This is a genomic window from Mucilaginibacter gossypiicola, from assembly GCF_900110105.1.
In the GTDB taxonomy this organism is placed as follows: Bacteria; Bacteroidota; Bacteroidia; order Sphingobacteriales; family Sphingobacteriaceae; genus Mucilaginibacter; species Mucilaginibacter gossypiicola.
The window spans coordinates 376,915-403,711 of record NZ_FOCL01000004.1; the positions used below are offsets into that span (position 1 = coordinate 376,915).

Sequence of the window (26,797 nt, forward strand, 5' to 3'; positions counted from 1 at the left end):
AATTTGGATTTAAACCCATATTTGTGAAATAAGTAAGTGTCAAGTTTACACAATAGTTGATTTTACTTTTATGCAAACAATTTCCGGGAACGTTCCCGGTAACGTTACCGATTTTAACCGTTTTGTGATGATGAAAAAAATAATTTTCTGCGCGTTTTTGCTTTTTGGCCAAAATTTTTTGCTTTTTAGCCAGGTGAAAATATCCTTTTTTACCGGCAAAATTGTGGCCCCGAAAAGCCCCCCGGAACACCTGTTTCTGGCAGGGGATTTTAATGGCTGGAACCCTGCCGACAAGGCCTCTGAACTGGTTAAAAATCACAAAGGAACCTACACCCTGAACAAGGATTTACCTGTCGGTATTATTCATTTTAAAGTAACCCGTGGCGACTGGAACACAGTAGAATGCGACGCCGCAGGCAAGGCTATTGAAAACAGAACTGTCGTGATAAAAGGTGATACGGCTGTTCAGCTTGATATTGCGGGTTGGCAGGATAGTTTTGCACAGCCAGAAAAGAAACATACAGCTACTGCCCGGGTACATATCATTAGTGAAAACTTTGAAATGCCCCAATTAGGCAGGCAACGCCGGGTTTGGATCTACTTACCAGCCGGCTATGAGGCTGACAAAAAGAAATACCCGGTAATTTATATGCATGACGGGCAAAACCTTTTTGATGAATATTCCTCTGCATACGGCGAATGGGGAATTGATGAGCTAATGGACAAAACACCTGTACAGGAGCAAAGCATTATTGTAGGTATTGATAATGGTGGCGAGTTCCGTATAACCGAGTACGATCCGTATAACTCAAAATATGGCGAAGGTAGGGGCGATGATTATGTGCAGTTTTTGATTAAAGGCCTTAAGCCATACATTGATGCACATTACCGTACCCAAAGCGATGCTGCGCATACAACAATTGCCGGAAGCTCAATGGGCGGCCTTATCTCCATGTATGCTGTACTTAAATACCCGGAGGTTTTTGGAAATGCAGGCGTGTTTTCGCCCGCGTTCTGGATTGCACCGCAGATTTATGACCAAGCGCAACAGGCTATAGCAAATAAACGGAGCCGGTTTTATTTTGTTTGCGGCGATGCTGAAAGTGAAAGTATGGTAGCCGATATGCAAAAAATGGCCGATATCGTAAAAGCCAAAGGGATAAATGCCGTCAATGCGCCGGTAACAGTGATCAAAGGCGCATCGCATAACGAAAAACAATGGAACGGTGATTGGCCGGGCTTTTATAAATGGTTGATGGGGTTTAAGTAAATGGTATCTCCAACGCGTCATTGCGAGGGACGAAGCAATCCCAAACTATACAGGGCGGCTCCGCAAATCGGGGATTCCTTCGTTCCTCGCAATGACGGGACGGACAATTCAACTCATAACCCGCCCAAATTTCCCTTAAATTTAATAGTTTTGAGGTCAGCGTTTACCCATGACTATCGAAGAAATATTAAAACAGTACTGGAACCATGATGCTTTCAGGCCTAAGCAGGCCGAGATCATCCAATCTGTTTTATTGGGGAACGATACATTGGCACTTTTGCCAACCGGCGGCGGTAAATCAGTTTGTTTTCAGGTGCCGGCATTGGCAAAAGAAGGGGTGTGCATAGTAGTATCGCCATTGATAGCCTTAATGAAAGACCAGGTTGAAAATCTGAAGGTTAAAGGTATCAATGCCATTTCGATAGTATCGGGCATGGGGCGCCGCGAGATAGATCTGGCGCTGGATAATTGCATATATGGTTCGGTGAAATTTCTGTACCTGTCGCCCGAGCGCTTGCTGAGTGAGCTGGTGCGCGAGCGGGTGAAATACATGAAAGTGAACCTTTTCGCCATTGATGAGGCGCATTGTATTTCGCAATGGGGCTATGATTTCAGGCCACCGTATTTGCATATTGCTGATTTGAGGGAACTGCACCCCAATGTGCCGGTGCTTGCCCTTACTGCAACAGCAACAGCCGATGTGAAGGCTGATATCCAGGAAAAACTAAAATTCAAAAATCCGGCAGTTTATCAGCAAAGTTTTGAGCGGCGCAATATTAGCTATGTGGTACAGCACGAGGAAGATAAGTTCCGTAAAATGCTGAATATTGTACGCGGCGTTAAGGGAAGCGGTATTGTATATGTACGCAGCCGGAAGGAGACTTTTGAGATAGCAAAATTCCTGAGCGATAACGGCATCAGGGCCGATTATTATAATGCCGGTCTTTCGGTTGATCAGCGTTCTGAAAAACAGGAAGCATGGAAAAATAACCGGGTGCAGGTTATCGTGGCTACCAATGCCTTTGGTATGGGGATAGATAAACCAGATGTAAGGTTTGTGATCCACAAGGATATCCCCGAAAGTCTGGAAGCCTACTATCAGGAAGCCGGCCGGGGCGGACGCGATGGTAATAAGGCCTTTGGCGTGCTGTTGTATAACCCTGCCGATAAGCTTAAACAGGAAAAAATGTATGCGCTTAATTTTCCGTCTATTGAGGAAATTAAGCAGGTATATCACAACCTGGCCAACTATTATCAGCTGGCTTATGAGGCAGGCGAGGGGCTGAGTTTTGATCTTGATTTGGGTGAGTTTTGCGCCCGCTACAAGCTCGATGCTATAAAAACCCTTAATGCCCTGAAGTTTTTGGAGCGCGACGAGTACCTTGCTTTTAATGAGAGCGTGTTTTTGCCCTCACGTTTTCAATTTGAGGTAGTTAACGAACAGCTATACAATTTCCAGATCCAGAATGCCGGATGGGATCCTTTTATTAAAACCTTGCTTCGCTCATATGGAGGAGCGTTTGAAAATTATGTACGCATTAAGGAGTTTGACATTGCGAGGCGTACAGGTTTAAGCGTTCAGCAAGTTATTGAAGGGATGTTGCAGTTGCAGCAGTATGGCTTGCTGAGCTATATGCCGCAAACCGATAAACCCCAGGTTACTTACTTAAAACCACGGGTGCAGGGTAGTCATCTCATTATCGACAGGAAGTATATTGAACAACGCAAGGAAGTTTACCGCCAAAAAATGGAAGCTGTTTTTGCCTACGCCATTCATAAACGCTGCCGGAGCCAGATGCTGTTGGCTTACTTCGACGAGCCTGATGGCCGTAAATGCGGCATTTGTGATGTTTGTATTGAAGAAAAGCGCCAGGTAAATCAGGATGAGATTTTTGATAACATCACCACAGAAATAGTACAATTGCTCAGTAGTTCAAACCCCGATATCGGAGGACTGATAACCGGGATCAATATTGGTACCGAAAAGGAAAAGATGGAAGCCGTACGCCTGCTTCTCGATGCAGGAAAGATCAAAACTGATGGTGAGGCTTACTATTTAAGTTGATAGATTTTATAACGACGTTCTCACTCTCCGTCGTGCCGAAGAAAAAACGAGAATTCTGAAGGGGAAATGACATTGAACAAAGCGGGCCTGTCACCCTGAGTAGGAAAAAAATCGAGATCTGTGAAGGAGGAATGACATCTCCACGTCATTGCGAGGAACGAAGCAATCCCCTACCGGCAGGTAACGCGTTTAGAGGTATCAAACTTGCATCGTCGCGCTCTTGGCCGCGCGGGGCCAGGTACTTTTGTCTTGATACAAAAGTACCCAAAAAATCAAGTCAGCAGGGAGGCTTCTTTGCGCTGCCCTTCCCGCTGCCCGTCGCGCGGGCTTTTGCCCTGCAAAACGGTCAGAACCACGGGCTGCAATTATTTTGCGCCGCTTCGCGCGCGCTTTCCCAACGCTGCTGCAAAAACTTGCTATGCCCCGTCCTTCGCTCCTGGCCACCATTGTTCTGTCCGTTTTCACCCGAAGCTTTCCTGCTGACGGGAAACGCACTTTTTTAACATGTCATGGGTAGCCTGTCGAAGGGTCGTGCGCAGAGGCCTGCCCACCATGCTTCGAGTGCCTCGGCATGACGCTATTTTTAATTGTGTCGCGCTTAGTTTTAATTTATCTATAAATTCCCCAATTTTTTACCCCCATTTCACCGGGAAAAACCACCGGCTTACCGATAAAAACCTGCACTCCAGCTAATTGCGGCAAAACCGCTGTAACGTTTTTTATTTGAGATCGTCATATGTATGTATTCAATGAAATAAAATAATAATCACTTGACAATCAAAATATTAAAGCCATGAAAACTACATTAACCGCCATCGCTACCGTACTGTTTATGGTACTTGGCTTCGCAAACATTGCATCTGCAAACACTGCTAAAAATGATGCCGGTGTCGTTTTAACTGATATCAGCAAAATCAACAAAATTGAAGTTTACGGCAACGTTGAACTTTACATATCAAGCGGCCCTGCCGACCAGGTAAAAGTTTACAACCGTTACTATTCTGAAAACGCGCTGGTTCAATCACAAAAAGGTGTATTGCGTATCTCATCATACAAAGCTGAAAAATTGGTGGTTTGGGTAACCGTAAACCAATTGAGCGCCATCAACGCCTATGATAATGCCGAGATTAAATCATTCGGTTGCCTTTCAGGTATCGAGCTTGATGTTAAATTGAACAATAATGCATCTGCCGAGCTTAATCTGGATACTTACAGTGCCGCGATTACCCTAAGCGGAAACGCCCAAGCCGAACTTAAAGGTAATACTAACGAGTATAGCTTAACAAGAAACGCAACTTCAAACGTAAACAGCAACGGATTGGCCTACACTCACGCTACCGAAACTTTGAATAAAGAAACCAAACCAGCGGTTGATCAATTTGCAACTTTATAACAGCCATTTTTTTGAGTCAATTATATATAGTGTAGCCGCCCTGAAAGGGGCGGCTTTTTTTGTTGTCAGTTACGTTGTAAACGCGTATCCAGGGTACGCACTCATTGCAAATGAGCGCGAGATCATAAACTAAAAACGGGTGTCATGCTGGGGGCCTCGAAGCATGGGGCGGGGCCTCTGCGCGCGACCCTTCGACAAGCTCAGGGTGACAGGCCTGTTTTTCTTCATATAATTTTACCTTCAGAGTCGCCGAATTTAAACACTCATAAACCCTTCTTTCATCCTAATGTCATCAAACAAAATACAATTTTTATTTTTCGACTTTTTAGTCTATTTTTGATTCGTCGAACAAAACAACAATGGGCAAAGCAGAAAGAACCAGGCAATTCATTATAGAGACGGCAGCGCCGATCTTTAATGAAAAAGGTATAGCCGGTACTACCATTGATGATATTTTGGCAGCAACAAAAATGGCTAAGGGAGGGCTTTACGGCCACTTTGAAAGCAAGGAAGAGATAGCCAATGTAATGGTTAATTACCTGCTTGATAAATTAAACGATAAAGTGACCACTGTTATGGCTAAAGAAAAAACAGCCATAAAAAAGATCCTCGCTTTTATTGATATTTATAAAGATCCCATCGATTCCTATATAGATGGTGGCTGCCCCATACTTAATTTTGGTGTCGAGGCCGATGATAATAATCCTGCTCTTAAGCAAAGACTTAAAACAATGATTGAGGAAGGGCAGCGGGTTTTTATTGAGATCATCAATAAGGGTGTTGCAAATGGTGAGATATCGCCTGAAATAAACGCTGCAGATTATGCACTGAAGATGTTTACACTGCTTGAAGGAGGTATGCTGGTATCGAGGGTTACAGGGAGCAGTAAATATATGAACAGCCTTGTACGTATGCTTAAAAGCGAATTAAAAGAATATGAACTAAAATAATTTTTTTTTGATTAATAATGGACTTTTTAGTCGTTTTTTAATTGATCGTAATAAAAGAAAGCGCAATAACCGGAAACGGATTTTTTTAACAATAAAAAAAGACTAAAAAGTCTAAAAAAACAAACACCATAAAACAAACAACATCATGAAAACTCAAAAAGTAATATTGGTAACCGGCGCTTCAAAAGGCTTCGGTTTAGAGATAGCAAAAATAGCATTAGCAGCAGGGGATAAAGTTATAGCCACTGTACGCAGCAAAGTCGATCAGCTTGCCGCTTCATTAAATAACAATCCTAACCTGTTGGTGGTAACTATGGACGTAACCAACGAGGCACAGGTTAAAGCCGCCGTAGCAGAGGGTTTACTACGCTTTGGTAAAATAGACGTAGTGATTAACAACGCCGGTTATGGCATTGTAACCGCCATTGAAGAAGCAACCGATGCCGAAGTAAAAGCGCAGTATGATACCAATGTATTTGGCTTGCTGAATGTGTTACGTGCGGCATTGCCTCATCTGCGTGCTCAAAGGTCAGGTCATATCATCAATGTATCTTCATTATTTGGCTTTGATGCCATTCCTGGCTGGGCTTTATATGGCTCTACCAAGTTTGCGGTGGAGGGTATTTCAAAAGGCCTCGCAGTTGAACTTGCACCGCTTAATATTAAAGTAACTGTAGTGGAGCCGGGCCTATTTAGTACCGAATTTCTGAGTGCTGAATCATACAGCGCTTCAAAAAATATCATTGCCGATTATGAAACTACTGTTGGCCCAATGAGGGTGGGTGCAGACCAGTTACATGGTAACCAGCCTGGCGATCCAAAGAAACTGGCCCAGGTGGTAGTTGATATCGCCCATAATGAAAACCCTCCGCTACACCTGCCTATTGGTAAAGATGCTGTAGGCATGTATAAAGCCAACGCCGAAAAAACAAGCAAAGAAATTGATCAATGGATTGAGGTATCAACCAGTACGGATCATGATCATGTTGCTGCAAATTAATTAATCATCATTCACTCATAAAATAGAAAATATCATGTCAACTAAAAAAATAGCCTTAATAACAGGCGCAAACCGCGGGATAGGATTTGAAACTGCTAAACAATTAGGCGAAAAAGGTGTGGCTGTAATAGTTGCCGCCCGCAAGCTAAATGCTGCCGAAGAAACTGCCGCTCAGTTAACTGCTCAAGGTATTGAAGCATACGGCGTTCAACTGGATGTTACCAAGGCCGATGAAAGAACAGCGGTGGCTGCTTACATCGAAGATAAATTCGGTAAACTGGATATCCTGGTAAATAACGCAGGAGTTGGCCCGAAAGAAGATGACCTCTTTGTTAAAAAAACTGCGGCTACAACTGCCGATGAATTTGAATACATCTTTAATACCAACTTGTTCAGCATAGTATACTTAACCAATGAGTTGTTACCATTGCTTAAAAAGAGCGAGGCTGGCCGTATTGTTAACCTTTCAAGCATATTAGGTTCATTGACATTGCACGCTACTGAGGGAAGTCCGATAGCTGATTTTAAACGGTTATCATATGCTGCTTCAAAAACAGCCTTGAACGTATTCACAGTATTATTGGCTGATGAATTAAAAGGCACCAACATCAAAGTAAACTCTGCACATCCGGGTTGGGTACAAACAGAACTGGGCAGTGTTGAACACGCACCTATGACTGTCCCTGACGGTGCCAAAACCAGTGTTGAACTTGCCCTGATAGGCGAAGATGGGCCTAACGGCAGGTTCATCCACCTTGGTGAAGAACTTCCATGGTAAATTGAACTGACCTCAATTGTTTTCTGGAGCGTCGTTACCTTTAACAGGGTGGCGGCGTTTTTTTGGTGGTTAAATTTTTTCTGAGAAATATTTGCGCAAGTAAATACTTGCATTTATATTTGCAAGCAAATGCTTGCGCAATTATGAAAGCCAGACGAGACGTTTACCAGGCCATAGCCGACCCGACCCGAAGAGCCATCATTAATATGATTGCCTCTCAGCCACATAATGTGAACACCATAGCCGCAAACTTTGATGTTACACGACAGGCCATTTCACTGCATATCCAGATTCTGGCCGACTGCGGTTTGATTAATGTTAAACAACAAGGCCGTGACCGGATCTGCGAAGCCAGGCTTGATCAGCTCGGCGAAATATCTGCCTGGGTTGACCAATATCGTCAGCATTGGGAAAGTAAATTGGATAGTCTTGAGAAATATGTAGAACAACTTAAAAATGAGAGAAATGGAAAACAATCAAAGTAACACCGCCGATCGCGAACTACGCTTAACACGAACTTTAGATGCCCCTGTGGACTTGGTATGGGAAGTATGGACCCAGCCTGAACATATTGCCCAATGGTGGGGGCCTAACGGTTTCACCAATACCATCAGCAAAATGGAACTTGAACCCGGAGGGGAGTGGGATTTAACAATGCACGGCCCCGACGGCACTGATTATAAAAATAAGAGTGTGTTTAAAGAGGTTGTTCCACTCAAGAAAATAGTGTATGAACATGTGAGCAGCCCTAAGTTTGTTGCAACTATTGAATTTGAAGCAAAAGGCGAGCAAACCTTTCTGAGCTGGCATATGCTTTTTGAATCGCATGAGCAGTTTGTACAGGTAGTGAAAACATTTAAAGCAGATGAAGGATTAAAGCAGAATATCGAAAAATTGAATCAATATTTAAAAGACGTAAGCAAAGGGTGATTCTTTTCGTGGTTATATAATCCTATCTGGAGATTAATCTCTATCATCGAAAGCGTTATTGAACAATAACGCTTTTTGTTTTTTATCGACAAATCACATCTGCACATTTGAAATCTCCACATCCGTAATCCCAGCTTCCGTCTGCACATCTGAAATCTGCACATTTATAATCAAAAATTCTTCCGCTGTTTACCGATGATATTCCGCCGTTCGCCGACTAAAACCTGCTGTACATCTAATTTGCCCGAAACCCCTGTAACGTTTTAAAAATGGGGGCGTCTTATCTGTGTATTAAATGAAATAACAACACAAATAATTGACAATCAAAATATTAATCATCATGAAAACTACAATATTAACAATCGCAACCTCTTTAGTTTTAGCACTTGGAGTATCAACTGCAGCTAATGCAGCAACCAAAATAGATAACGGCGCAGCCGTAGTTTTAAACAACGTAAGTAAGATCAACAAGATCGAAGTTCGCGGTAACGTTGAAGTATATGTATCAGCCGGCGAAAACGAAAATGTTAAAGTTTATAACAAATACTATTCAGAAAGCGCTCTTGTACAAAACAACAACGGTACACTACGTATCACCTCATATAAAAACGAAAAACTGGTAGTTTGGGTAACCGCCAATGATCTTAAAGCTATTGATGCTTATGATAATGCCGAAGTTAAATCATTCGGAAAACTTGCCGCACTTGATTTGAACGTTAACCTTTACAACAATGCATCTGCTAAATTAAATGTTGAAGCTTATGTAGCAACCGTGAATGTTAACGACAAAGCTAAAGCTGAATTTACCGGTACTGCCGATGTTTACACGCTGAACCACACCCGCGAATCATTTGTAAACAACAACGCTTTTGCCGCAGTAAGCTTTACCGATAAAGTAACCAACGCACCTGCTAAGTACACCGTTGAGAACGAGTTTGCAGGCCTTTAATACCTCACTTTTGCAAAAGTCCATCATATATTCAAAAGCTATCACCTAAAATGTGGTAGCTTTTTTTAATTTTGATGTAACACTAAACCGCCGTTCGGCGTCATAACAACCAAACTATGAAAAAATACCTTTCTACCATCACTATAGCAGGCGCATTATTAATAACTACAGGCATATTGTCATCATGTAACTACAGGTGCGTACACGGTTCGGGCAATCAAACAACAGAGAAGCGTAAAGCCGAAGATTTTAAAAAAGTTGAGATCTCCGGTGCTTTTAAAGTTCACCTGAAGCAGGATAGCTCACTAACAATTGATATCAAAGCTGATGACAACCTGATCAAATACATTTCAACTTCGGTTGAAGATGGTACGTTACATATTAAATCAAAAAAGAATTTCTGCGATCCGGGGGAGATGGTGATCAATATCGGCGTAAAAAATCTCGATGAAATAAAAGCAGCTGGTGCAGTTGAAGTTAATTCGGACGGTAAAATTAATGCAAAAGATTTTTCTCTTGATTTATCCGGCGCCACTAAAATTAATCTTGACCTCAATGCCGCCAATGTATCAACCGATGGTAGTGGTGCTACAGAAGTACATCTTACAGGCCAGGCTGCATCGCACAAAATTGATTTGAGCGGTGCCGGTAAAATAGATGCCTTTGATTTTGTTGTAGGTGATTATGATATTGAAACATCAGGGATTGCCCATTGCAAGATTAACGTGCTTAAAACTTTGAACGTGCACACCAGCGGCGCGTCTGAAATTCAATACAAAGGTTCTCCATCTACCGTGAATAACGATAAATCGGGCGCTTCATCTATCAAAAAAGTTGACTGATCGACCTTATAAAAATTAACGAAGAGGCCGGGGATATAACTAATTCGCGGCCTTTTTGATTTTACAACCTATCACTAATTAAAAATTTGAATGAAAAAGTTTTTAAAATGGACAGCCTATGCAGTTATAGCGCTTGTCCTCATCGCTGTTGCCGGCATCTCCTACATAACCCTGGCATTACCCAATGTGGGCCAACCCGAAGCTATTAAAGTAGATGCCACCCCACTGCGCATAGCCCGCGGCAAGTATCTTGCTAATAACGTAACCGTTTGCCTGGATTGTCATTCCACCCGGAGCTGGGATAAATTTGCAGGTCCTTCCGATTCGACAGTATTGGGTGCCGGAGGCGAAAAGTTTGATGCTTCGGCAGGTTTTCCCGGCACGGTTTATTCGCCCAATATTACACCTTTAAATTTGAGTGGCTGGACAGATGGTGAGATATTCAGGGCGATGACCACCGGCGTTAAAAAAGATGGCTCGGCCATATTCCCGATAATGCCATGGCCGTACTATGCAAAAATGGATAGGGAAGATCTTTATTCCATCATTGCTTACATGCGCACTTTGAAGCCTGTTGGTAAAAATTATCCGGGCCATCAGCTCGATTTTCCACTCAATATTATTGTGCATACCATGCCTCAGAAAGCAACATTGGGAAGTATTCCCAGTTCGGCAGATACTATTAAGTATGGAGCTTATTTATTAAACGCAGCAGCCTGTAAAGAGTGCCACACGCAATCAAATAAAGGCCAGCTCAATGAAGCTATGGCTTTTGCCGGTGGGCAGGGCTATGTTGTGCCCGGAGGCAGCAAAGTATTTTCGGCCAATATTACGCCCGATAAAGAAACCGGCATAGGCAGCTGGACAAAGGGGCAGTTTGTAAACCGGTTCACCCAATACGCTAACGGCAAAGTACGGCCCACTCCGGTAAAACCGGGCGAATTTCAAACCATTATGCCATGGTGGAGATATGGCAGTATGAAGGTGTCAGATCTGGAAGCGATTTATGCGTATTTAAAAACGATAAAGCCCATCAGTAACCATGTTTTAAAATTTGAAAGGAATGGGAAATAGAGATTGGAGATTAGAGGTTAGTTGGGTTTAATGCCCGGTTTTATGGGCAGTGCGGGGGCCGCGTTAGGGATTGAAGCGGAAAGCCCGCAGCGAGCGTTGGGATTGCGGGTAGGAAAGGCGAGGACTTGCAGCGTAAAGCCCGGGCCGCAGGCAACGCCCATATTGAGTGACCCCCAATTTATTGAATTAAAGAATTTACCAGAAATGATACGCAAGTCCTCTTGTTTTCAATCAATTCTAAAAAATCGTTTAATTCGGGTTCGGATAAACACAGGTTCAGACAAATTTATACGCAATTGTTGTGCGGGCCCTGCCGGTCAATTCATTTAAAAGCAGTTTCATTTTCCTTGAAAACAATATAAAATCAACCACTAATTAAAAATAAATTCATACTTTTGCGCCTCGAATTTTGTATAGCACGGATTAGGTTTTAGGCTATATTTCAAAGGATTAAATTAAATACCCGGTAAAAGATGAATATTACACAGGAAAAAATTAATGACCTGAACGCAGTTGTTAAAATTAACATCAACCCTGAAGATTACCAGCCACGTGTTGAAAAAGCTATAAAGGAAAACGCTAAAAAAGCAAAGCTTCCTGGTTTTCGCCCGGGCATGGTGCCTGCCGCGCACATCAAAAAAATGTACGGTAAAAGCATCCTTGTTGACGAGATCAACAACCTGTTACAAGATACTTTAAATAACTACATCGACGAGCAGAAACTGGCCGTATTAGGTCAGCCTTTACCGGCTATCGATGACAACAAAGAATATAACTGGGATTTTGCCGATAACTTTGAGTTTAAATATGAATTAGGTTTAGCTCCTCAGTTCAGCATTGACTTTTCATCAACCGATAAATTAACACAATATGTTATTAAAGTTGATGACGAAACGCTGGCTTCAAGGATCAAAAACATCCGCAGGAGCTATGGCAAAATGACAAATCCTGACGTATCGGCAGACGATGACGTTCTTTACAGCGAATTGGTTCAACTTTCGGCTGATGGTAGTGTTTTTGAGGGTGGAATAACCAATACAGCATCTGTACGTTTAGATCAGATCAAAGATGAGGCTATTAAAGCTTCATTGATCGGTTTGAAAAAAGACGATGTGTTAACATTCGATATTCGTAAAGCTTTTGATAACGACGCAGCTAAAATTGCCGGTTTATTGAAAATTGAAGAAGACGATGCAGCTGATTTAAGGTCAGATTTTCAATTAACTGTTAAAAACGTTAACCGTTTAGAGGAAAGTGATCTTAACCAGGAGTTCTTTGACAAATTATTTGGTGAAGGTACAGTAACTACCGAAGAGGAATTCAGGACTAAAATTACTGAAGAGCTTGAAAGCATGATGGTTCAGGATGCCGACCGCAAATTGCAGGACGACACTTACAAACTGGCTATCGCTAAAGTTGATTTCGCTCTTCCTGATGAGTTCCTGAAACGCTGGTTAAAAGCAACCAACGAAAAACTGAGCGACGAGGAATTAGAAGGTGGTTACAATGATTTTGCTCAAAATCTGAAATGGACTTTGATCGAAAACAAAGTAATTACCGATAACAGTATCGAAATTAAATACGAAGACGTGTTTGAATTAGCTAAGATCCGTTTAGATCAGCAGTTCAGAATGTACAGCCCAACTGCGATCCCTGAAGAGCAATTAGGCCAGTACACCGTTCAGTACCTGCAAAACAAAGACAACGCTAACAAAATATTTGAAGAGGTAAAAGCATTGAAGGTATTTGACTATATCAAAAATGTGATCACTTTAGATAAGCAGGACATCCTTTACACTGATTTCAGTGCATTGGTTACTGCAGCACAGTAAGCAGTTTTATCTCCGACAGGAGATTAGCATATTCACCAAAAGCAACTCATCGGGTTGCTTTTGGTGTTTTATATCCCCAACTCAAAAGTAAGCGTCATTGCGAGGTACGAAGCAATCCCAAACTCTACAGGGGGAATTGGCTTGGCCGCCCTGCTTATCGGGGATTGCTTCGTGCCTCGCAATGACGGTAGGAAAACCTGCCCGATGTTGATGGTGCGCCCAATGCTGGTGTTGCCACCTAAGCCCGATTTTGGTGTTGTCACCTGCCCGATGTTGGTGTTGTCACCAACATCTCCCCGGTAAGCTCAACTGTTAGTTTTGACCAAAAAAATCCGGTTTCGTCATTAAGGCCTCATCAAAAAATTACGTAATAAAAACTATCTTGCAAAAAATCTATTGAACTAAAAACTATATTTATCGCGGGTAAGACGCCCGCATTTCCTAACGAACAACAAACAAAAACCATGAGCAGTAATATCGATAAAAACGAATTCAGAAAATATGCTGTTAAGCATCACCGTATTAACAGCCTTTATGTAGACAAGTATATTGGAAGTGTTGAAAGAAGCAGCATGCCTTCTGGTATCACTACCGTACCAACAGGTATGACCCCATACATTCTTGAGGAGCGCCAGCTTAATGTACAGGCCATGGACGTGTTTTCACGTTTGATGATGGACCGTATCATTTTCCTTGGCGATGCTATTTATGATAATATTGCAAACATTATCCAGGCTCAGTTGCTTTTCTTGCAGTCGGCTGATGCTAAACGCGATATCCAGATCTACATTAACTCGCCAGGTGGCTCGGTTTATGCCGGTTTAGGTATTTATGACACTATGCAGTTTATATCAAATGATGTAGCCACTATTTGTACAGGTATGGCCGCTTCAATGGCTGCTGTATTGTTAGTAGCAGGTACTGAAGGTAAAAGAGCAGCGCTTCCGCATGCAAGGGTAATGATCCACCAGCCATCAGGCGGTGCTCAGGGCCAGCAGTCGGACATTGAGATCACTTACCAGGAGATAACCAAATTGAAAAAAGAATTGTACCAGATCATTGCCGATCATAGTGGTGCGCCTTACCAAAAAGTTTGGGATGCATCTGACCGTGACTACTGGATGATTGCAGAAGAAGCCAAAGAATTTGGTATGGTTGACGAAATATTAAAAGGTAACAAAGGAAAATAATTTTGTCCTGAGAGTCCGGAAGTCCGATAAGTCGGAAAGTCCGGAAGTTTAGGGTTTTGAAAAGTCAGTAAGTCCGGAGGCTAAGCAGCTTTTGGACTTGCTGACTTCCCGACTTACGGACAGGATTTTTTTTTCTGTCACTAATTATTTAACTTTGAGTAAGAAAACGAATCAGATGAATAAAAACAGCAAGGAGATCAGGTGTTCATTTTGCGGTGCTGGTAAACAGGATTCCCTGATGTTAATAGCAGGACTTGATGCACACATTTGCGATAAATGTGTGAACCAGGCCAATGAAATATTGGCCGAGGAGTTGAAGGTACGTAAAGTGAAGTCATCGCCTCTGGCGCCGGCCTTGCTTAAGCCGTCAGAAATGAAAGCCCACCTTGACCAATATGTTATCGGTCAGGATGATGCCAAAAAGATACTTTCTGTAGCTGTATATAATCATTACAAACGCTTAAACCAGCGTATTGATAAAGATGAGGTTGAGATTGAAAAATCAAACATCATCATGGTAGGTGAAACCGGTACAGGTAAAACCCTGCTTGCCAAAACACTTGCAAAAGTACTTAACGTTCCGTTTTGCATTTGCGATGCCACTGTATTAACCGAAGCCGGTTATGTAGGGGAGGACGTTGAAAGTATCCTGACCCGCCTGTTACAATCTGCCGATTATGATGTAACCCTTGCCGAAAAAGGTATCGTTTACATTGATGAGGTTGATAAAATAGCGCGTAAAAGTGATAATGCTTCTATAACCCGCGATGTTTCCGGCGAAGGTGTACAACAGGCCTTGTTAAAGATCCTGGAAGGTACCATGGTTAACGTACCACCACAAGGCGGTCGTAAACACCCCGATCAGAAAATGATCACCGTAAATACCAGCAACATCCTGTTCATTTGCGGAGGTGCTTTTGATGGTATTGAAAGGAAGATAGCCAATCGTCTGCGTACCCAAACTGTTGGTTACAAGTTTAAGAACGACGAAGGTGATATCGACACCAAAAACTTCTATAAATATATCACCCCGCAGGATTTAAAATCGTTTGGTTTGATCCCCGAGTTGATAGGCCGTTTACCGGTGCTTACCTACCTCAACCCGCTTGATAGGGAAGCATTGCACAATATCTTAACCGAGCCTAAAAACTCGTTATTGAAACAATACAAAAAACTGTTTGAATACGAAGGAGTAAAGCTTGATTTTGAAGACGAAGTATTGGAGTTCATTGTTGATAAAGCAATGGAGTTTAAACTTGGTGCAAGGGGCTTACGCTCCATATGCGAAGCTATCATGATTGATGCTATGTTTGAGTTCCCATCTAAAAAAGATGTGAAACGCCTGAACGTAACATTGGATTACGCGCACGAGAAATTTGAGAAATCTGATCTGAAAAAGTTAAAAGTAGCTTAACGCACAGTATATAAGTAAACACTTATATTTATTAAAAAATAAAGCGGCCCTGGTTATCATACCGGGGTTTGCTGTATAAAAACAAATCATATGAACGAAGAATTAAACATTAAAAAAGACGGAGATGCCTTACCACCGCCGGTGAAGGAAGTGCAATCGCCCGTAAAATCAGGGTTAAAAACCAAGGAAGCAATTGTAGCCAACTGGCTGCCGCGCTACACCGGCCGGCCGCTTGAAGCGTTTGGCGAGTATATTATCCTCACCAATTTTTCAAAGTACATCCAGCTGTTTTCGCAGTGGAATGATAACGCGCCTATTATGGGGGTCGATAAACCGATGCAAAGCGTTACAGCCAATGGTATTACCATTATTAACTTTGGTATGGGTAGCTCGGTTGCGGCCACAGTTATGGACCTGCTTACCGCCATTCACCCAAAAGCGGTAATATTTTTGGGTAAATGTGGTGGCTTGAAAAAGAAGAACAATGTAGGCGACCTGATCCTGCCGATAGCAGCCATTAGGGGCGAAGGTACATCGAACGATTATTTACCGCCCGAAGTGCCTGCATTGCCTTCATTCGCGCTGCAGAAAGCTATCTCGACTACCATTCGTGACTACTCACGCGATTACTGGACAGGTACCTGCTACACCACCAACCGCCGCGTTTGGGAGCATGATAAAGTATTCAAGAAATACCTTAAAGATCTGCGCGCCATGGCTGTTGATATGGAAACAGCAACCATATTTACCACAGGCTTTGCCAACAAGATCCCTACAGGCGCATTGTTGCTTGTATCAGATCAACCGATGATCCCCGAAGGTGTTAAAACCGCCGAAAGTGATTCATCAGTAACCGAACAATTTGTTGAAACGCACCTGCACATCGGTATCGAATCGTTAAAGCAGTTGATCAATAACGGGTTAACGGTTAAGCATTTGAAATTCTAAGGAACCATGATTTTTAGGATTTAAGGATTACCTGATAGATTATGATATCAAGAAATCCTTAAATCAGGAAAATCAAGGTTCTAATCAATGACAATCCGCTTCATCCCCTCTCTGCCGTAAAATACCGGGAAATACATCATTTCGGCTTTGGCCGGATTTAGGGTGTATTTACCGTTGTAACGGGGGATGAGGTTTACGGTGTGATGGCCTGTTGGGGCTTTGACATATATTCTCTCTCTATAATATCCTTAGGCTTTCCCGCTATTTTTTCCATTGCTGCTTTTAATTTATCTTGGGTAAGTTATTTATGTTATTTACTATTCCATAAAAGAAATATCATTTAAGAAACTTATTTTTGAGGCGTAACCCTGCTTTATATACCGGGTTAGTAGAGATTTAAATTATGTGGTACAATAACATACTCGATACCATTGGCAATACGCCGCTGGTAAAACTGAATAAAGTAGCAAAAGACATCCCTGCTACCGTTTTAGCCAAGATAGAGACAACCAACCCCGGCAACTCCATAAAAGACCGTATGGCCCTTAAAATGATTGAGGATGCCGAAAAAAGCGGCAAGCTTAAACCCGGAGGAACTATTATTGAAGGTACATCGGGCAATACCGGTATGGGGTTAGCTATTGCGGCGGTTATAAAAGGCTACAAGTGTATTTTTACCAGCACCGATAAACAATCAAAAGAAAAGTTTGATGCCCTGCGTGCTTTTGGTGCCGAGGTAATTGTTTGTCCAACCAATGTAGAGCCGGAAGATCCACGATCATATTATTCGGTATCATCGCGCCTGGAAAGGGAAGTCCCCAACTCGTGGAAGCCTAATCAGTATGATAACCTGAGCAATTCACAGGCGCACTATGAATCAACAGGCCCCGAAATTTGGGAGCAAACCGAAGGTAAAATCACACACCTGATTGCAGGTGTAGGTACCGGTGGTACCATATCAGGCATTGCCCGCTATCTGAAAGAGAAGAACCCGGCTATACAGGTGTTAGGTATTGATACTTACGGTTCGGTATTTAAAAAATACAAGGAAACAGGTGTTTTTGATAAAAACGAAATCTATCCGTATATCACTGAAGGTATAGGCGAAGATTTCCTGCCGCAAAATGTTGATTTTAGCCTGATAGATCACTTTGAAAAAGTGACCGATAAAGATGCTGCCCTTATGACCCGCGAAATTGCGCGTAAAGAAGGTATCTTCTCTGGTAATTCAACAGGATCGGCAGTGGCTGGTTTATTGCAAATGAAGGATAAGTTTAAAGAAGGCGATGTGGTTGTGATCGTTTTCCCCGACCATGGCACCCGTTACCTTGGTAAAATGTACAACGACGACTGGCTGCGCGATCGTGGTTTCCTGAAAGACGAAAAATTAACCGCCCGCGATATCATCAGCAAAAAAGACGTACAGGAAATCATTACCATTGATTGTGAAAAGAGTGTACTGGAGGCTATCAATACCATCAAATCGCTTAATATCTCGCAAATTCCGGTTACACAAAAAGGCATGGTGATAGGCAAGATCACCGAGAGCGATATCCTTGATTCGCTGATCGAAAATCCGTCCATCAAATCGCAGCCGATCAAAAACATTACCACTGCACCGTTCCCGTTTGTTGATCTGAATACTTCAATCGACAGGATCTCGGCCATGATCAATAAAGATAATATTGCGGTGCTGGTTGAAGACGGGAATGGCAAAATTGAGATCATTACCCAGTATGATATTATAAACGCGATATCAGCCTGATTTAGGTAAAAGGTTAAAGGCGAAAGTCAAAAGGTGTTGTGCGGGTAGCATGACGCCTTTTTTTGTTATATTCAAGTAATGAAATATTTAACTTTTGCATTTCTGATTCTGCTGCCCCTTTTTGGTCATTCGCAAAAACGCACTTTACTTGGGCCTAAAGTGGCCATGGATGAACTTAAAGAAGCACTAACAAATAAAAAAGACAAACAGGTAAATGTCGATAAAGTTATAAGTGATAAGCAAACAGCTATTGCTGTTGCCGAAGCCATTTTATTTAAGATTTACGGGAAAGAGCAAATAATCAACGAAAGGCCCTACGAAGTTTATTTTGTAAATGATTATTGGATTTTGAACGGGACTTTGCCTGAGAAAATGCTTGGTGGTTGTTTTTTAATAGTGCTTTCAGCTAAGGATGGAAAGGTTGTTAGGCTGACACATTACAAATGATAAATAAACCTTTTGCCTTTAATCTTTCGCCTTTCGCCTCAACTACTCCAACCTCTTCTTCGCTAATTCCGGGCTATACCTTTGATTTAACCGATAATTTGGTGTAATAATAAACACGGCTGTCCCTTTTTCCCGTGCCAGGGGATTGCTTACTTCACCTACTTTGGTAAAGCTGCCGATCATTTTTCCTTCCACAAATTCTTTAATGTTTTTGCCGCCGCCGTCATCTACGTAGATCATGTATTTGCATTTGAGGCTGTCGGGTGCCCAAAGGGTAAAGCTGCTGTTCAGCGAAATTGCATCGGGATAGCCGTATTGTTTGCCATAATGGTGCAGGGCACCGGCTTCGCCGTAGTTATCGGCATAAACTATGGTTTGTTTTTGATCTTCAGGACTGAGGCTTTTGTAGGCTTTATCAACCAGCGCAGCCATGTCATCCCATCCCAGCATATCGGCATAGTCCTGCGTGGTTGCATGTTTTTTACCGTCTTCCCAGGTCATCGAAAAGCGGGCGGGGGGGAGGTGTTTATCGGCAAACCGAAAAAATGCCAGGGTTTGATCCATTGGCAAAATGGGCAACAAAATGGGCAGTAACAAAGCATTGGGCAGCGTAAATAATATTACCAGGGCTGTACGCAAAACATAACCATTCGTTTTTAATAAACGCTCAAAACCGAACGCCCCTGCTGCAAACAACATGGGGTAGGCTCCGAAGATGTAGTAGCTTTTGCCATCCATCATCAGTAAAAAAAAGAAGATGAGTGCATAAGCTAATGCCAGAAACTGGAAATTACGCAACCTGAACGAAAATATCAGGAACGCCAGCCCATTAAGCCATACAAATAACGCTACGCCGTTTACCAGTAATTGCTGTTTAATAAAGTCTGTTGGGGTAATGTAGTCAAGCTGCTGCTCGCGCAGGGCTTTCATATGTGTAAATACTGGCATGTGATGTGTTATTTGCCAGATGAGGTTAGGGAGCACAATAACTATTGTTATCAAGGCTGCACCAAGGATGTGCTTATTGAACAGTAATTTACGTTGTTTGCTGATAAGGATACCGGTAATCAGCGATGCTGCAAAAAACAGCATAGTATATTTAGTGAGTATACCCAGGCCAACTGCAGCGCCCAGCCAGTACAAGTACCTTACATCGGTAGTATTAAGGTATTTTACTAATAGCCAAACCGTTATCACCCACCAAAATTGGTCGAATACTACGGGCTGAAAAAGGTATTCGCTTGCTGCAAAAGCAGGCGCAAAAATGAGTGACAAACAGGCAAGGGTTATGGCAAACTTTTTTCCGCCAAATTCAATGACTATGAGGCCAGTAAGCAATACAATAAGCCCTCCAAACAGGGTAGGGAACAATCGCGCAGCAAAAACCGAATCGCCAAAGCAAGTAATTGAAATTTTTGCCAGTATGGCTATAAATGGTGGTACTTCCTTATACCCCCAATCCAAATGATCGGCCAGTACAAGGTGCAGAAACTCATCGCGATGGAAACCAAAATGCGATATAGCGAAAAGATTAAGAACAACTTTAATAAATACAAATATCAGTACAAAATAAACGTAGGTAGATTTCCGGTTTTTGTAAGGCATTGTTTACAGAATGGTTTTTTTAAAGGTAGTATTTTTGAGGTGAAAGGTAAAAGGTTAAAGGCGAAAGGTTTTTAAAAAGGAAAGATCAAAGCTCCCTTTATGTACAACTATTTCAGTATTCCAAGCTTAAATATCCTATTTTAATAGGAAAAGCTCTAAAATAGAAAAAGGTTAAAGGCTGCGCTAAGTGTAGCTACCTTTAACCTTTAACTTTTCGCCTTTAACCTAAACTTAGATTCTTGTTATATCAGCGCCCAAAGCTTTAAGCCTGGTGTCGATATGCTGATAGCCACGTTCAATTTGTTCAATGTTGTAAATGGTTGATTGCCCTTGGGCCGAAAGTGCGGCAATTAATAAGGAAACCCCGGCACGGATATCCGGCGAGGTCATGGAAATGCCGCGTAGTTTAACCTGGTTATCCAATCCGATAACAGTTGCACGGTGCGGATCACAAAGAATGATCTGTGCGCCCATATCCAGCAGTTTATCTACGAAGAATAAACGGCTCTCAAACATTTTCTGATGGATCAGTACCGAGCCTTTGGCCTGGATGGCAACAACCAGTACAATGCTTAATAAGTCGGGAGTGAAGCCTGGCCATGGTGCGTCGGCAATGGTCATGATACTGCCGTCAATGAACGTTTCTATTTCGTAGTGTTCCTGGGCAGGAATAAAGATATCATCGCCCCTAAGCTCCAGCTTAATGCCCAAACGTTTGAAAACGTCGGGGATCATACCCAGCTCTTTGTATTGAACATCTTTAATGGTGATCTCAGAGCCCGTCATGGCTGCAAGGCCAATGAACGAACCAATCTCGATCATGTCGGGCAATAAACGGTGTTCTGTACCACCCAGTTTTTCAACGCCTTCAATAGTTAACAGGTTTGAGCCAATACCGCTGATCTTAGCACCCATACGGCTCAGCATTTTACAAAGCTGCTGCAGGTAAGGTTCGCAGGCGGCATTGTAAATAGTAGTAGTGCCTTTGGCCAATACTGCCGCCATTACCACGTTGGCTGTTCCGGTTACCGAAGCTTCATCCAGCAGGATGTAAGTACCCTGCAGGTTAGAGGCATCCACATTAAAGAAACCATTTTCGGGATTATAGTTAAATTGTGCACCCAGCTTTTCAAAACCCAGGAAGTGGGTATCCAACCTGCGGCGACCGATTTTATCGCCACCCGGTTTCGGGATAGAAGCCTTGCCAAAGCGGGCAAGCAATGGGCCTACTATCATGATAGAGCCCCGTAAACCGCCGCCTTTTGATTTGAATGTCTCGGATAAGAAAAAGTCCTGATTGATATCTTTGGCTTCGAAAGTATAAGTATGTTCGTTGATGCGTTCAACAATAACACCCATATCGCCAAGCAGCTCTATCAGTTTGTTTACATCCTTAATATCAGGGATATTGCTGATGGTTACCTTTTCGGCGGTAAGCAATACAGCAGATATAACCTGTAAAGCTTCGTTTTTTGCACCCTGTGGGGTTATTTCACCTTTTAGCGGTTTGCCGCCGTTTATTACAAATGCGTTAGTCATGCGGAGTTTCGGATAATTGATAAGATCACCAATGATAAACTGTAAAAGCTATGATCGGTTTTGTCAAATAATTTATATGGGGCAAAGATTAGAAAATTAATGCAGATAAAATAAAAGGCAGACGGGATTTATCATTAATGATATTAATACAAAAACGTCATTGCGAGTACGAAGCAATCACGAACTATACAGGGCTAACCTGCTAATTGGGGATTGCATCGTATCTCGCAATGACGCTTTTTTTTGTCCTCCGGAAAGTACTCGGTACTCTTAATATTTTTTTGCGCCGCCGTTGTTACGGTTGCGGTTTTGGTTGTTGTTGCGGTTTTGATTATTATTTTGCCTGCCGCCACTGCCGCCGCCGCGGTTTTGGTTGTTTTGATTGTTGTTACGGCCGCGATTGTTGTTATTATTACTGTTTTGCTGAAAGTTGTTAGGACGGAAATCAACACGGTTAAGATTAACGTTATCTTCAAGTTTCAGCGTGCCGCCCGATAATGCATATAAATCGGCAATAATGCTTTCGTCACTTACCGAATCTTTATTCCATTGCACATAGGCCATTTTCATAAAATTAGCGATAGCCTGGATCATGTGGCGCTTGCGTTCCGGCTCCTCAATGGCCTTTGCCTTTTCAATCATCAGCTCAATGGTTTTGCCATAGTGCTTGTATTTTATACGCTGATGAGGATAGTTTAAAGGCGCTGGCTTAATATGCACAGCATCAGGTGATGGTTTTGGGTACGACGAATCTACATCAATCTGGTAATCAGAGATGATATGCAGGTGATCCCACAGTTTGTGCTTAAAATCGGCAACATCACGCAGGTGAGGGTTAAGGAAACCCATCAGGTCAATAACTACCTGTGCGTAGCGGTTACGTTCTTCTTTAGTTGGCAGCGCTACAATATATTTAACCATATTTTGTACGTTGCGGCCATATTCAGACAGGATCAATTTATTCCTGGTTGAGTTATAATCAAAATTTGCAGGCGTGTTTTCTTTAGCCATGTTAATAGTGTTTTATGAAGATTTGAAAGTTAGCCAGACAAATTTCCCTGATTGGAAGGGCAAAAGAGGCTAAAATTGAATTGTTACTTGTATTGAAGTAATGCAAATATAAACTAATACTTATAATACGCAAATTACGTTGGTTAATTGTTGCAATTATTTGTTTTATTTTAGCTTTTAAACATCTGCAATTTGGAAAATCAGCAAATAACCATCACTCATATAGATATATACCGCTTCAGCATCCCGATGGAGCCGTTTACCATTGCTACGGGAACGTTAGCGCATGCTCAAAATGTTTTTATCCGCGTACATACCGATGCCGGCTTTTACGGTGTGGGGGAATGCTCTGCCTTCCCGATGATTGTTGGCGAAACGCAGGACACCTGCCTGGTTATGGCACGCGAGTTTGCCCGGTTATGGAAAGGGAAGGATGCGCTTGATATTGAGGCGCGGCTTCAGGAGCTGCATAGCTTCACAGCCGGTAATACAACCATAAAAAGTGCCTTTGATAATGCCCTGTTTGATATAGCTGCTAAAAGCGCCGGTTTACCTTTGTACCAGTTTTTAGGCGGTGAAAAGCGTGTCGTTGAATCGGATATTACTATAGGTATAGCGGGGCATCACACCATGGCTTTAAAGGCACTTGATTTTAAAGCCGCCGGAGCTAATATATTAAAGGTAAAACTGGGCAAAAATGTCATTGAAGACGTAGAACGCATTAAGCAGATCCGCGAAGCTATTGGCCCGGCTATGAAGATCCGGATAGATGCCAACCAGGGCTGGACTTTTAACGAAGCAGTGTTTGCTTTACAGTCAATTGCACAATATGATATTGAATTTTGCGAGCAACCGATACGTACCTGGTATGATGATAGGTTACCCGAATTGATGGAACTATCGCCGGTTAAGATCATGGCCGATGAAAGCGTATATAACCACCACGATGCCCGTAAACAGATCAACGCAGGTGCTTGTCATTATATTAATATAAAGATGGCCAAGTCGGGAGGTATTTATGAGGCTAAACAGGTTCATGATGTTGCGGCTTCATATGGCATTCCGTGTATGATGGGCGGGATGCTGGAAAGCAGGATCGCCTTAAGTGCTAAACTACATTTTGTGTATGCCTGTCCTAATATCCGGTTTTATGATATGGATACCTGCAAATTAGGGCATTTGGTTGATCCCTGTGTTGGCGGAGCAGTGTATGATGGCTATCATTTAAACATTGAGGATGCGCCGGGGATAGGAGCAGATGCTGATGAGTTATTCCTGGCAGATTGTGAACGATTTACTATTTAAATAAATGCTGATCAGAAAAGCTACCAATGATGACCTGCCCGTATTGCTGCAATTTGAGCAGGGCATAATTACTACCGAACGCCCTTTTGATAGCACGCTTAAACCCGATCCCATCAGCTATTATGATTTAAAAGCGTTTATAGCTTCGGCCGAAGTACAGGTTTTGGTGGCCGAAATTGACGGAGAGATAGCCGGAAGCGGTTACGCCCGCATCAAAAAGAACCCGGATGCGTACTATGACTTTGAAAAATATGCTTACCTGGGTTTTATGTATGTTTTGCCCGCCTATCGCGGAAGGGGCGTAAACCAGGCAATTATTGAGGACTTAAAAAAGTGGGCAGCAGATCAGGGGCTTGCCGAAATCAGGCTTGAAGTATACAACAATAATATCGGTGCTATTAAAGCCTACGAAAAGGTAGGGTTTGAAAAGCGGATGATCGAGATGCGGATAAGGCTGTAATTGCAAAAAAAAAACGAGCCGGTAAGCTTTTACTTGCCGGCTCGTGGGGTGTTATAAATATCTTATAACAGGGGCTTTCGTTTCCATTTGCTGTCGCTCAAAGTTTTAGCGGTGGTGTTTTTTTCCTGTTTAAGTGGTTTGTGATCGCGCAACGGCTTTGATGCATCGGTCTTTTCTTTGTCCAATTCTTTAGTTGCCATGGTTGTTTGATTTATACAGTTAGATAATATCATAAATATATTATTTGTTTTACGTAAAATCAAAAAATAACCACCGTTAAATTCAAATTAAAGCTTTTACACGTTAGTTTGACAGTTCTGCAAAATATTTGTGAAACAGCGGAATGGTTTCGATGCCTTTATAATAATTATAAATATCATATTTTTCGTTAGGCGAGTGAAGGGCATCGCTATCAAGGCCGAAACCCATTAACACTGTTTTTAAACCAAGCTCGGCTTCAAATAAAGCAACAATAGGGATACTGCCGCCGCCGCGTGTTGGGATTGGCTCTTTACCAAATGATTCGGCTATGGCTTTTTGAGCTGCACGGTAAGCTACGCTATCGGTAGGGGTTACAGCCGGTTCGCCGCCGTGATGTGGTGTTACCTTAACCTTAACATAAGGAGGGGCAATACTCAAAAAGTGATCGGTAAACAGTTTGGTTATGGCTTCTGATGTTTGGTTTGGCACCAAACGCATAGAGATTTTAGCATTGGCTTTTGAAGGCAATACCGTTTTTGCACCTTCGCCAATATAGCCACCCCAGATACCGTTTAGTTCGAGTGTTGGACGGGTGCCTGTACGCTCAAAGGTGCTGTAACCTTTTTCGCCCCAAAGCTCAGCTACGTCAAGGTCTTTTTTGTATTCGGCTTCATCGTAAGGTGCGCTGTTCAGGGCATTGCGTTCGGCTTCGGTAAGCGGCACTACATTATCATAAAAGCCAGGAATGGTGATGTGATTATTTTCATCGTGCAGGGTAGCAATCATTTGCGCCAGGATGGTGATTGGGTTGGCTACCGCTCCACCGTACACACCCGAATGCAGATCGCGGTTAGGGCCGGTTACTTCAACCTCAAGGTAGGAGAGACCTCGTAAGCCAGTTTCAAGTGATGGGTGCTCCATGCTGATCATCGAGGTATCTGAGATCAACACAACATCAGCTTTTAATTTTTCCTTATTGGCTTTTACAAAGATACCCAGGTTTGAAGAGCCTACTTCTTCTTCACCTTCAATCATAAATTTGATGTTGCAGGGAAGTGTGCCGGTTTGCATCATCAGCTCAAAAGCTTTTACATGCATGTAAAACTGGCCTTTGTCATCGCAGGCACCGCGGGCGTATATTTTTCCGTCGCGAACAGTTGGTTCAAAGGGAGGGGTTTTCCACAGTTCCAACGGATCGGGTGGTTGTACATCATAGTGACCATAAACCAATACCGTAGGTTTCGATGCGTCTATGATCTTTTCGCCGTATACTATAGGGTAGCCGGCGGTTTGGCAAATTTCAACATTATCGGCTCCGGCATCGCGAAGCTTTGCTGCCACATAATCGGCAGTTTTTAATACTTCAGGTTTGTATTTTGGGTCGGCACTAACCGATGCTAAACGTAACAGGTCGAATAACTCATCAAGTAAACGCTGTTTGTTTTGCTCAACATATTGCTTTATGTGCTGCATAATATTATGATTTGCAGCAAATATAGTCAGTTCATTGGTTCACTCGTTCATTAGTTTATTGGCTAATGATTTTTAGTTGTTAAAATCATAATACCAATTCGCCAATTAGTCTGCAGACCCAAGGTCGTGTTTTGGTGAATTGAGAGTTTGGTTTGAAAACTCAGTTTTCTCAACTTTTACTTTAATTTCAGTTTTCGCCTCTTTGTGAGTCAAGGACACAGCTGTAAGCCCTGTCGCTATTAAAACCGCTGCTGCTACGATAAACTTTTTCATATTGTTAACAGTTTTATGATGGATTAAAGCAGTTATGCCATGAAATCAGCAGAACCTAAATCTCTTTTTGGACCAGGACCAGA

26 protein-coding genes are annotated in these 26,797 nt (G+C 42.5%); 19 read left to right on the forward strand and 7 right to left on the reverse strand.

What is annotated here, in order from left to right; all coding sequences use genetic code 11:
- Window positions 1-70: 70 nt before the first annotated feature.
- The 12 genes from BMX50_RS15305 to tig all read left to right on the forward strand — a co-directional run bounded on the left by BMX50_RS15305 (window position 71) and on the right by tig (window position 13,083).
- A complete protein-coding gene (locus tag BMX50_RS15305) occupies window positions 71-1,270 on the forward strand; it encodes an alpha/beta hydrolase (protein WP_091211406.1) in 1,200 nt (399 codons plus the stop codon).
- Between the two features lie 169 nt (window positions 1,271-1,439).
- On the forward strand, window positions 1,440-3,335 hold the full coding sequence (locus BMX50_RS15310) for a RecQ family ATP-dependent DNA helicase (protein WP_091211407.1): 1,896 nt from the start codon (window positions 1,440-1,442) through the stop codon (window positions 3,333-3,335).
- A gap of 793 nt (window positions 3,336-4,128) precedes the next feature.
- Window positions 4,129-4,728, forward strand: a complete 600-nt coding sequence (locus BMX50_RS15320; protein ID WP_091211409.1) for a GIN domain-containing protein — start codon at window positions 4,129-4,131, stop codon at window positions 4,726-4,728.
- 359 nt (window positions 4,729-5,087) lie between these two features.
- Window positions 5,088-5,678, forward strand: coding sequence for a TetR/AcrR family transcriptional regulator (locus BMX50_RS15325; RefSeq protein WP_091211410.1), 591 nt, complete (start codon window positions 5,088-5,090; stop codon window positions 5,676-5,678).
- Between the two features lie 145 nt (window positions 5,679-5,823).
- The gene (locus BMX50_RS15330; protein WP_091211411.1) at window positions 5,824-6,678 is read left to right on the forward strand and encodes an oxidoreductase; all 855 of its coding nucleotides are present in this window, start codon (window positions 5,824-5,826) and stop codon (window positions 6,676-6,678) included.
- Window positions 6,679-6,712: 34 nt separating this feature from the next.
- Window positions 6,713-7,456, forward strand: coding sequence for an SDR family oxidoreductase (locus BMX50_RS15335; RefSeq protein WP_091211412.1), 744 nt, complete (start codon window positions 6,713-6,715; stop codon window positions 7,454-7,456).
- A 143-nt stretch (window positions 7,457-7,599) separates the two neighbouring features.
- Window positions 7,600-7,941, forward strand: coding sequence for an ArsR/SmtB family transcription factor (locus BMX50_RS15340; RefSeq protein WP_091211413.1), 342 nt, complete (start codon window positions 7,600-7,602; stop codon window positions 7,939-7,941).
- Window positions 7,922-8,386, forward strand: coding sequence for an SRPBCC family protein (locus BMX50_RS15345; RefSeq protein ID WP_091211414.1), 465 nt, complete (start codon window positions 7,922-7,924; stop codon window positions 8,384-8,386). Before BMX50_RS15340 ends, BMX50_RS15345 begins: the two co-directional genes overlap by 20 nt.
- Before the next feature lie 340 nt (window positions 8,387-8,726).
- A complete protein-coding gene (locus BMX50_RS15350) occupies window positions 8,727-9,335 on the forward strand; it encodes a GIN domain-containing protein (RefSeq protein WP_091211415.1) in 609 nt (202 codons plus the stop codon).
- 116 nt (window positions 9,336-9,451) lie between these two features.
- The gene (locus tag BMX50_RS15355) at window positions 9,452-10,177 is read left to right on the forward strand and encodes a head GIN domain-containing protein (RefSeq protein ID WP_091211416.1); all 726 of its coding nucleotides are present in this window, start codon (window positions 9,452-9,454) and stop codon (window positions 10,175-10,177) included.
- Between the two features lie 90 nt (window positions 10,178-10,267).
- Window positions 10,268-11,251, forward strand: a complete 984-nt coding sequence (locus tag BMX50_RS15360) for a cytochrome C (protein ID WP_091211417.1) — start codon at window positions 10,268-10,270, stop codon at window positions 11,249-11,251.
- 473 nt (window positions 11,252-11,724) lie between these two features.
- Window positions 11,725-13,083: a trigger factor gene (tig, locus tag BMX50_RS15365; RefSeq protein ID WP_091211418.1), complete on the forward strand. Its 1,359-nt coding sequence runs from the start codon at window positions 11,725-11,727 to the stop codon at window positions 13,081-13,083.
- A 68-nt stretch (window positions 13,084-13,151) separates the two neighbouring features.
- Here tig and BMX50_RS34300 read toward each other — a convergent pair whose 3' ends face one another.
- On the reverse strand, window positions 13,152-13,346 hold the full coding sequence (locus tag BMX50_RS34300; protein WP_143065188.1) for a hypothetical protein: 195 nt from the start codon (window positions 13,344-13,346) through the stop codon (window positions 13,152-13,154).
- 201 nt (window positions 13,347-13,547) lie between these two features.
- Here BMX50_RS34300 and BMX50_RS15370 point away from each other — a divergent pair, with 201 nt between their 5' ends.
- The 5 genes from BMX50_RS15370 to BMX50_RS15390 all read left to right on the forward strand — a co-directional run bounded on the left by BMX50_RS15370 (window position 13,548) and on the right by BMX50_RS15390 (window position 18,847).
- Complete coding sequence (locus BMX50_RS15370) at window positions 13,548-14,273, forward strand: ATP-dependent Clp protease proteolytic subunit (RefSeq protein WP_091211419.1); 726 nt, start codon at window positions 13,548-13,550, stop codon at window positions 14,271-14,273.
- 175 nt (window positions 14,274-14,448) lie between these two features.
- Window positions 14,449-15,687, forward strand: a complete 1,239-nt coding sequence (clpX, locus tag BMX50_RS15375; RefSeq protein ID WP_091211420.1) for an ATP-dependent Clp protease ATP-binding subunit ClpX — start codon at window positions 14,449-14,451, stop codon at window positions 15,685-15,687.
- A 90-nt stretch (window positions 15,688-15,777) separates the two neighbouring features.
- Complete coding sequence (locus BMX50_RS15380; RefSeq protein ID WP_091211421.1) at window positions 15,778-16,635, forward strand: AMP nucleosidase; 858 nt, start codon at window positions 15,778-15,780, stop codon at window positions 16,633-16,635.
- Between the two features lie 403 nt (window positions 16,636-17,038).
- The gene (locus tag BMX50_RS15385) at window positions 17,039-18,400 is read left to right on the forward strand and encodes a pyridoxal-phosphate dependent enzyme (RefSeq protein ID WP_091211422.1); all 1,362 of its coding nucleotides are present in this window, start codon (window positions 17,039-17,041) and stop codon (window positions 18,398-18,400) included.
- A gap of 78 nt (window positions 18,401-18,478) precedes the next feature.
- Window positions 18,479-18,847: a YbbC/YhhH family protein gene (locus BMX50_RS15390; RefSeq protein ID WP_091211423.1), complete on the forward strand. Its 369-nt coding sequence runs from the start codon at window positions 18,479-18,481 to the stop codon at window positions 18,845-18,847.
- A gap of 42 nt (window positions 18,848-18,889) precedes the next feature.
- Here BMX50_RS15390 and BMX50_RS15395 read toward each other — a convergent pair whose 3' ends face one another.
- The 3 genes from BMX50_RS15395 to BMX50_RS15405 form a co-directional block, all read right to left on the reverse strand.
- Window positions 18,890-20,452 carry an ArnT family glycosyltransferase gene (locus BMX50_RS15395; RefSeq protein WP_091211424.1) on the reverse strand — a complete coding sequence of 521 codons (1,563 nt, stop codon included), beginning with the start codon at window positions 20,450-20,452 and terminating at the stop codon, window positions 18,890-18,892.
- Between the two features lie 231 nt (window positions 20,453-20,683).
- Entirely contained in the window at window positions 20,684-21,991 is a 1,308-nt protein-coding gene (gene murA, locus BMX50_RS15400; RefSeq protein ID WP_091211425.1) for a UDP-N-acetylglucosamine 1-carboxyvinyltransferase, read from the reverse strand.
- 270 nt (window positions 21,992-22,261) lie between these two features.
- Window positions 22,262-23,002 carry a DUF4290 domain-containing protein gene (locus tag BMX50_RS15405; protein ID WP_091211426.1) on the reverse strand — a complete coding sequence of 247 codons (741 nt, stop codon included), beginning with the start codon at window positions 23,000-23,002 and terminating at the stop codon, window positions 22,262-22,264.
- 207 nt (window positions 23,003-23,209) lie between these two features.
- On the opposite strand from BMX50_RS15405, the gene BMX50_RS15410 reads away from it, so the two are divergent.
- Window positions 23,210-24,307, forward strand: a complete 1,098-nt coding sequence (locus tag BMX50_RS15410) for a mandelate racemase/muconate lactonizing enzyme family protein (protein ID WP_091211843.1) — start codon at window positions 23,210-23,212, stop codon at window positions 24,305-24,307.
- A 4-nt stretch (window positions 24,308-24,311) separates the two neighbouring features.
- A complete protein-coding gene (locus tag BMX50_RS15415; protein ID WP_091211427.1) occupies window positions 24,312-24,767 on the forward strand; it encodes a GNAT family N-acetyltransferase in 456 nt (151 codons plus the stop codon).
- A 62-nt stretch (window positions 24,768-24,829) separates the two neighbouring features.
- Here BMX50_RS15415 and BMX50_RS34525 read toward each other — a convergent pair whose 3' ends face one another.
- From BMX50_RS34525 to BMX50_RS34530, 3 genes are all read right to left on the reverse strand, one after another.
- The gene (locus BMX50_RS34525) at window positions 24,830-24,967 is read right to left on the reverse strand and encodes a hypothetical protein (protein WP_162996922.1); all 138 of its coding nucleotides are present in this window, start codon (window positions 24,965-24,967) and stop codon (window positions 24,830-24,832) included.
- Window positions 24,968-25,070: 103 nt separating this feature from the next.
- A complete protein-coding gene (locus tag BMX50_RS15420; protein WP_091211428.1) occupies window positions 25,071-26,441 on the reverse strand; it encodes a dipeptidase in 1,371 nt (456 codons plus the stop codon).
- A 105-nt stretch (window positions 26,442-26,546) separates the two neighbouring features.
- Entirely contained in the window at window positions 26,547-26,714 is a 168-nt protein-coding gene (locus tag BMX50_RS34530; protein WP_167667942.1) for a hypothetical protein, read from the reverse strand.
- Window positions 26,715-26,797: the final 83 nt, after the last annotated feature.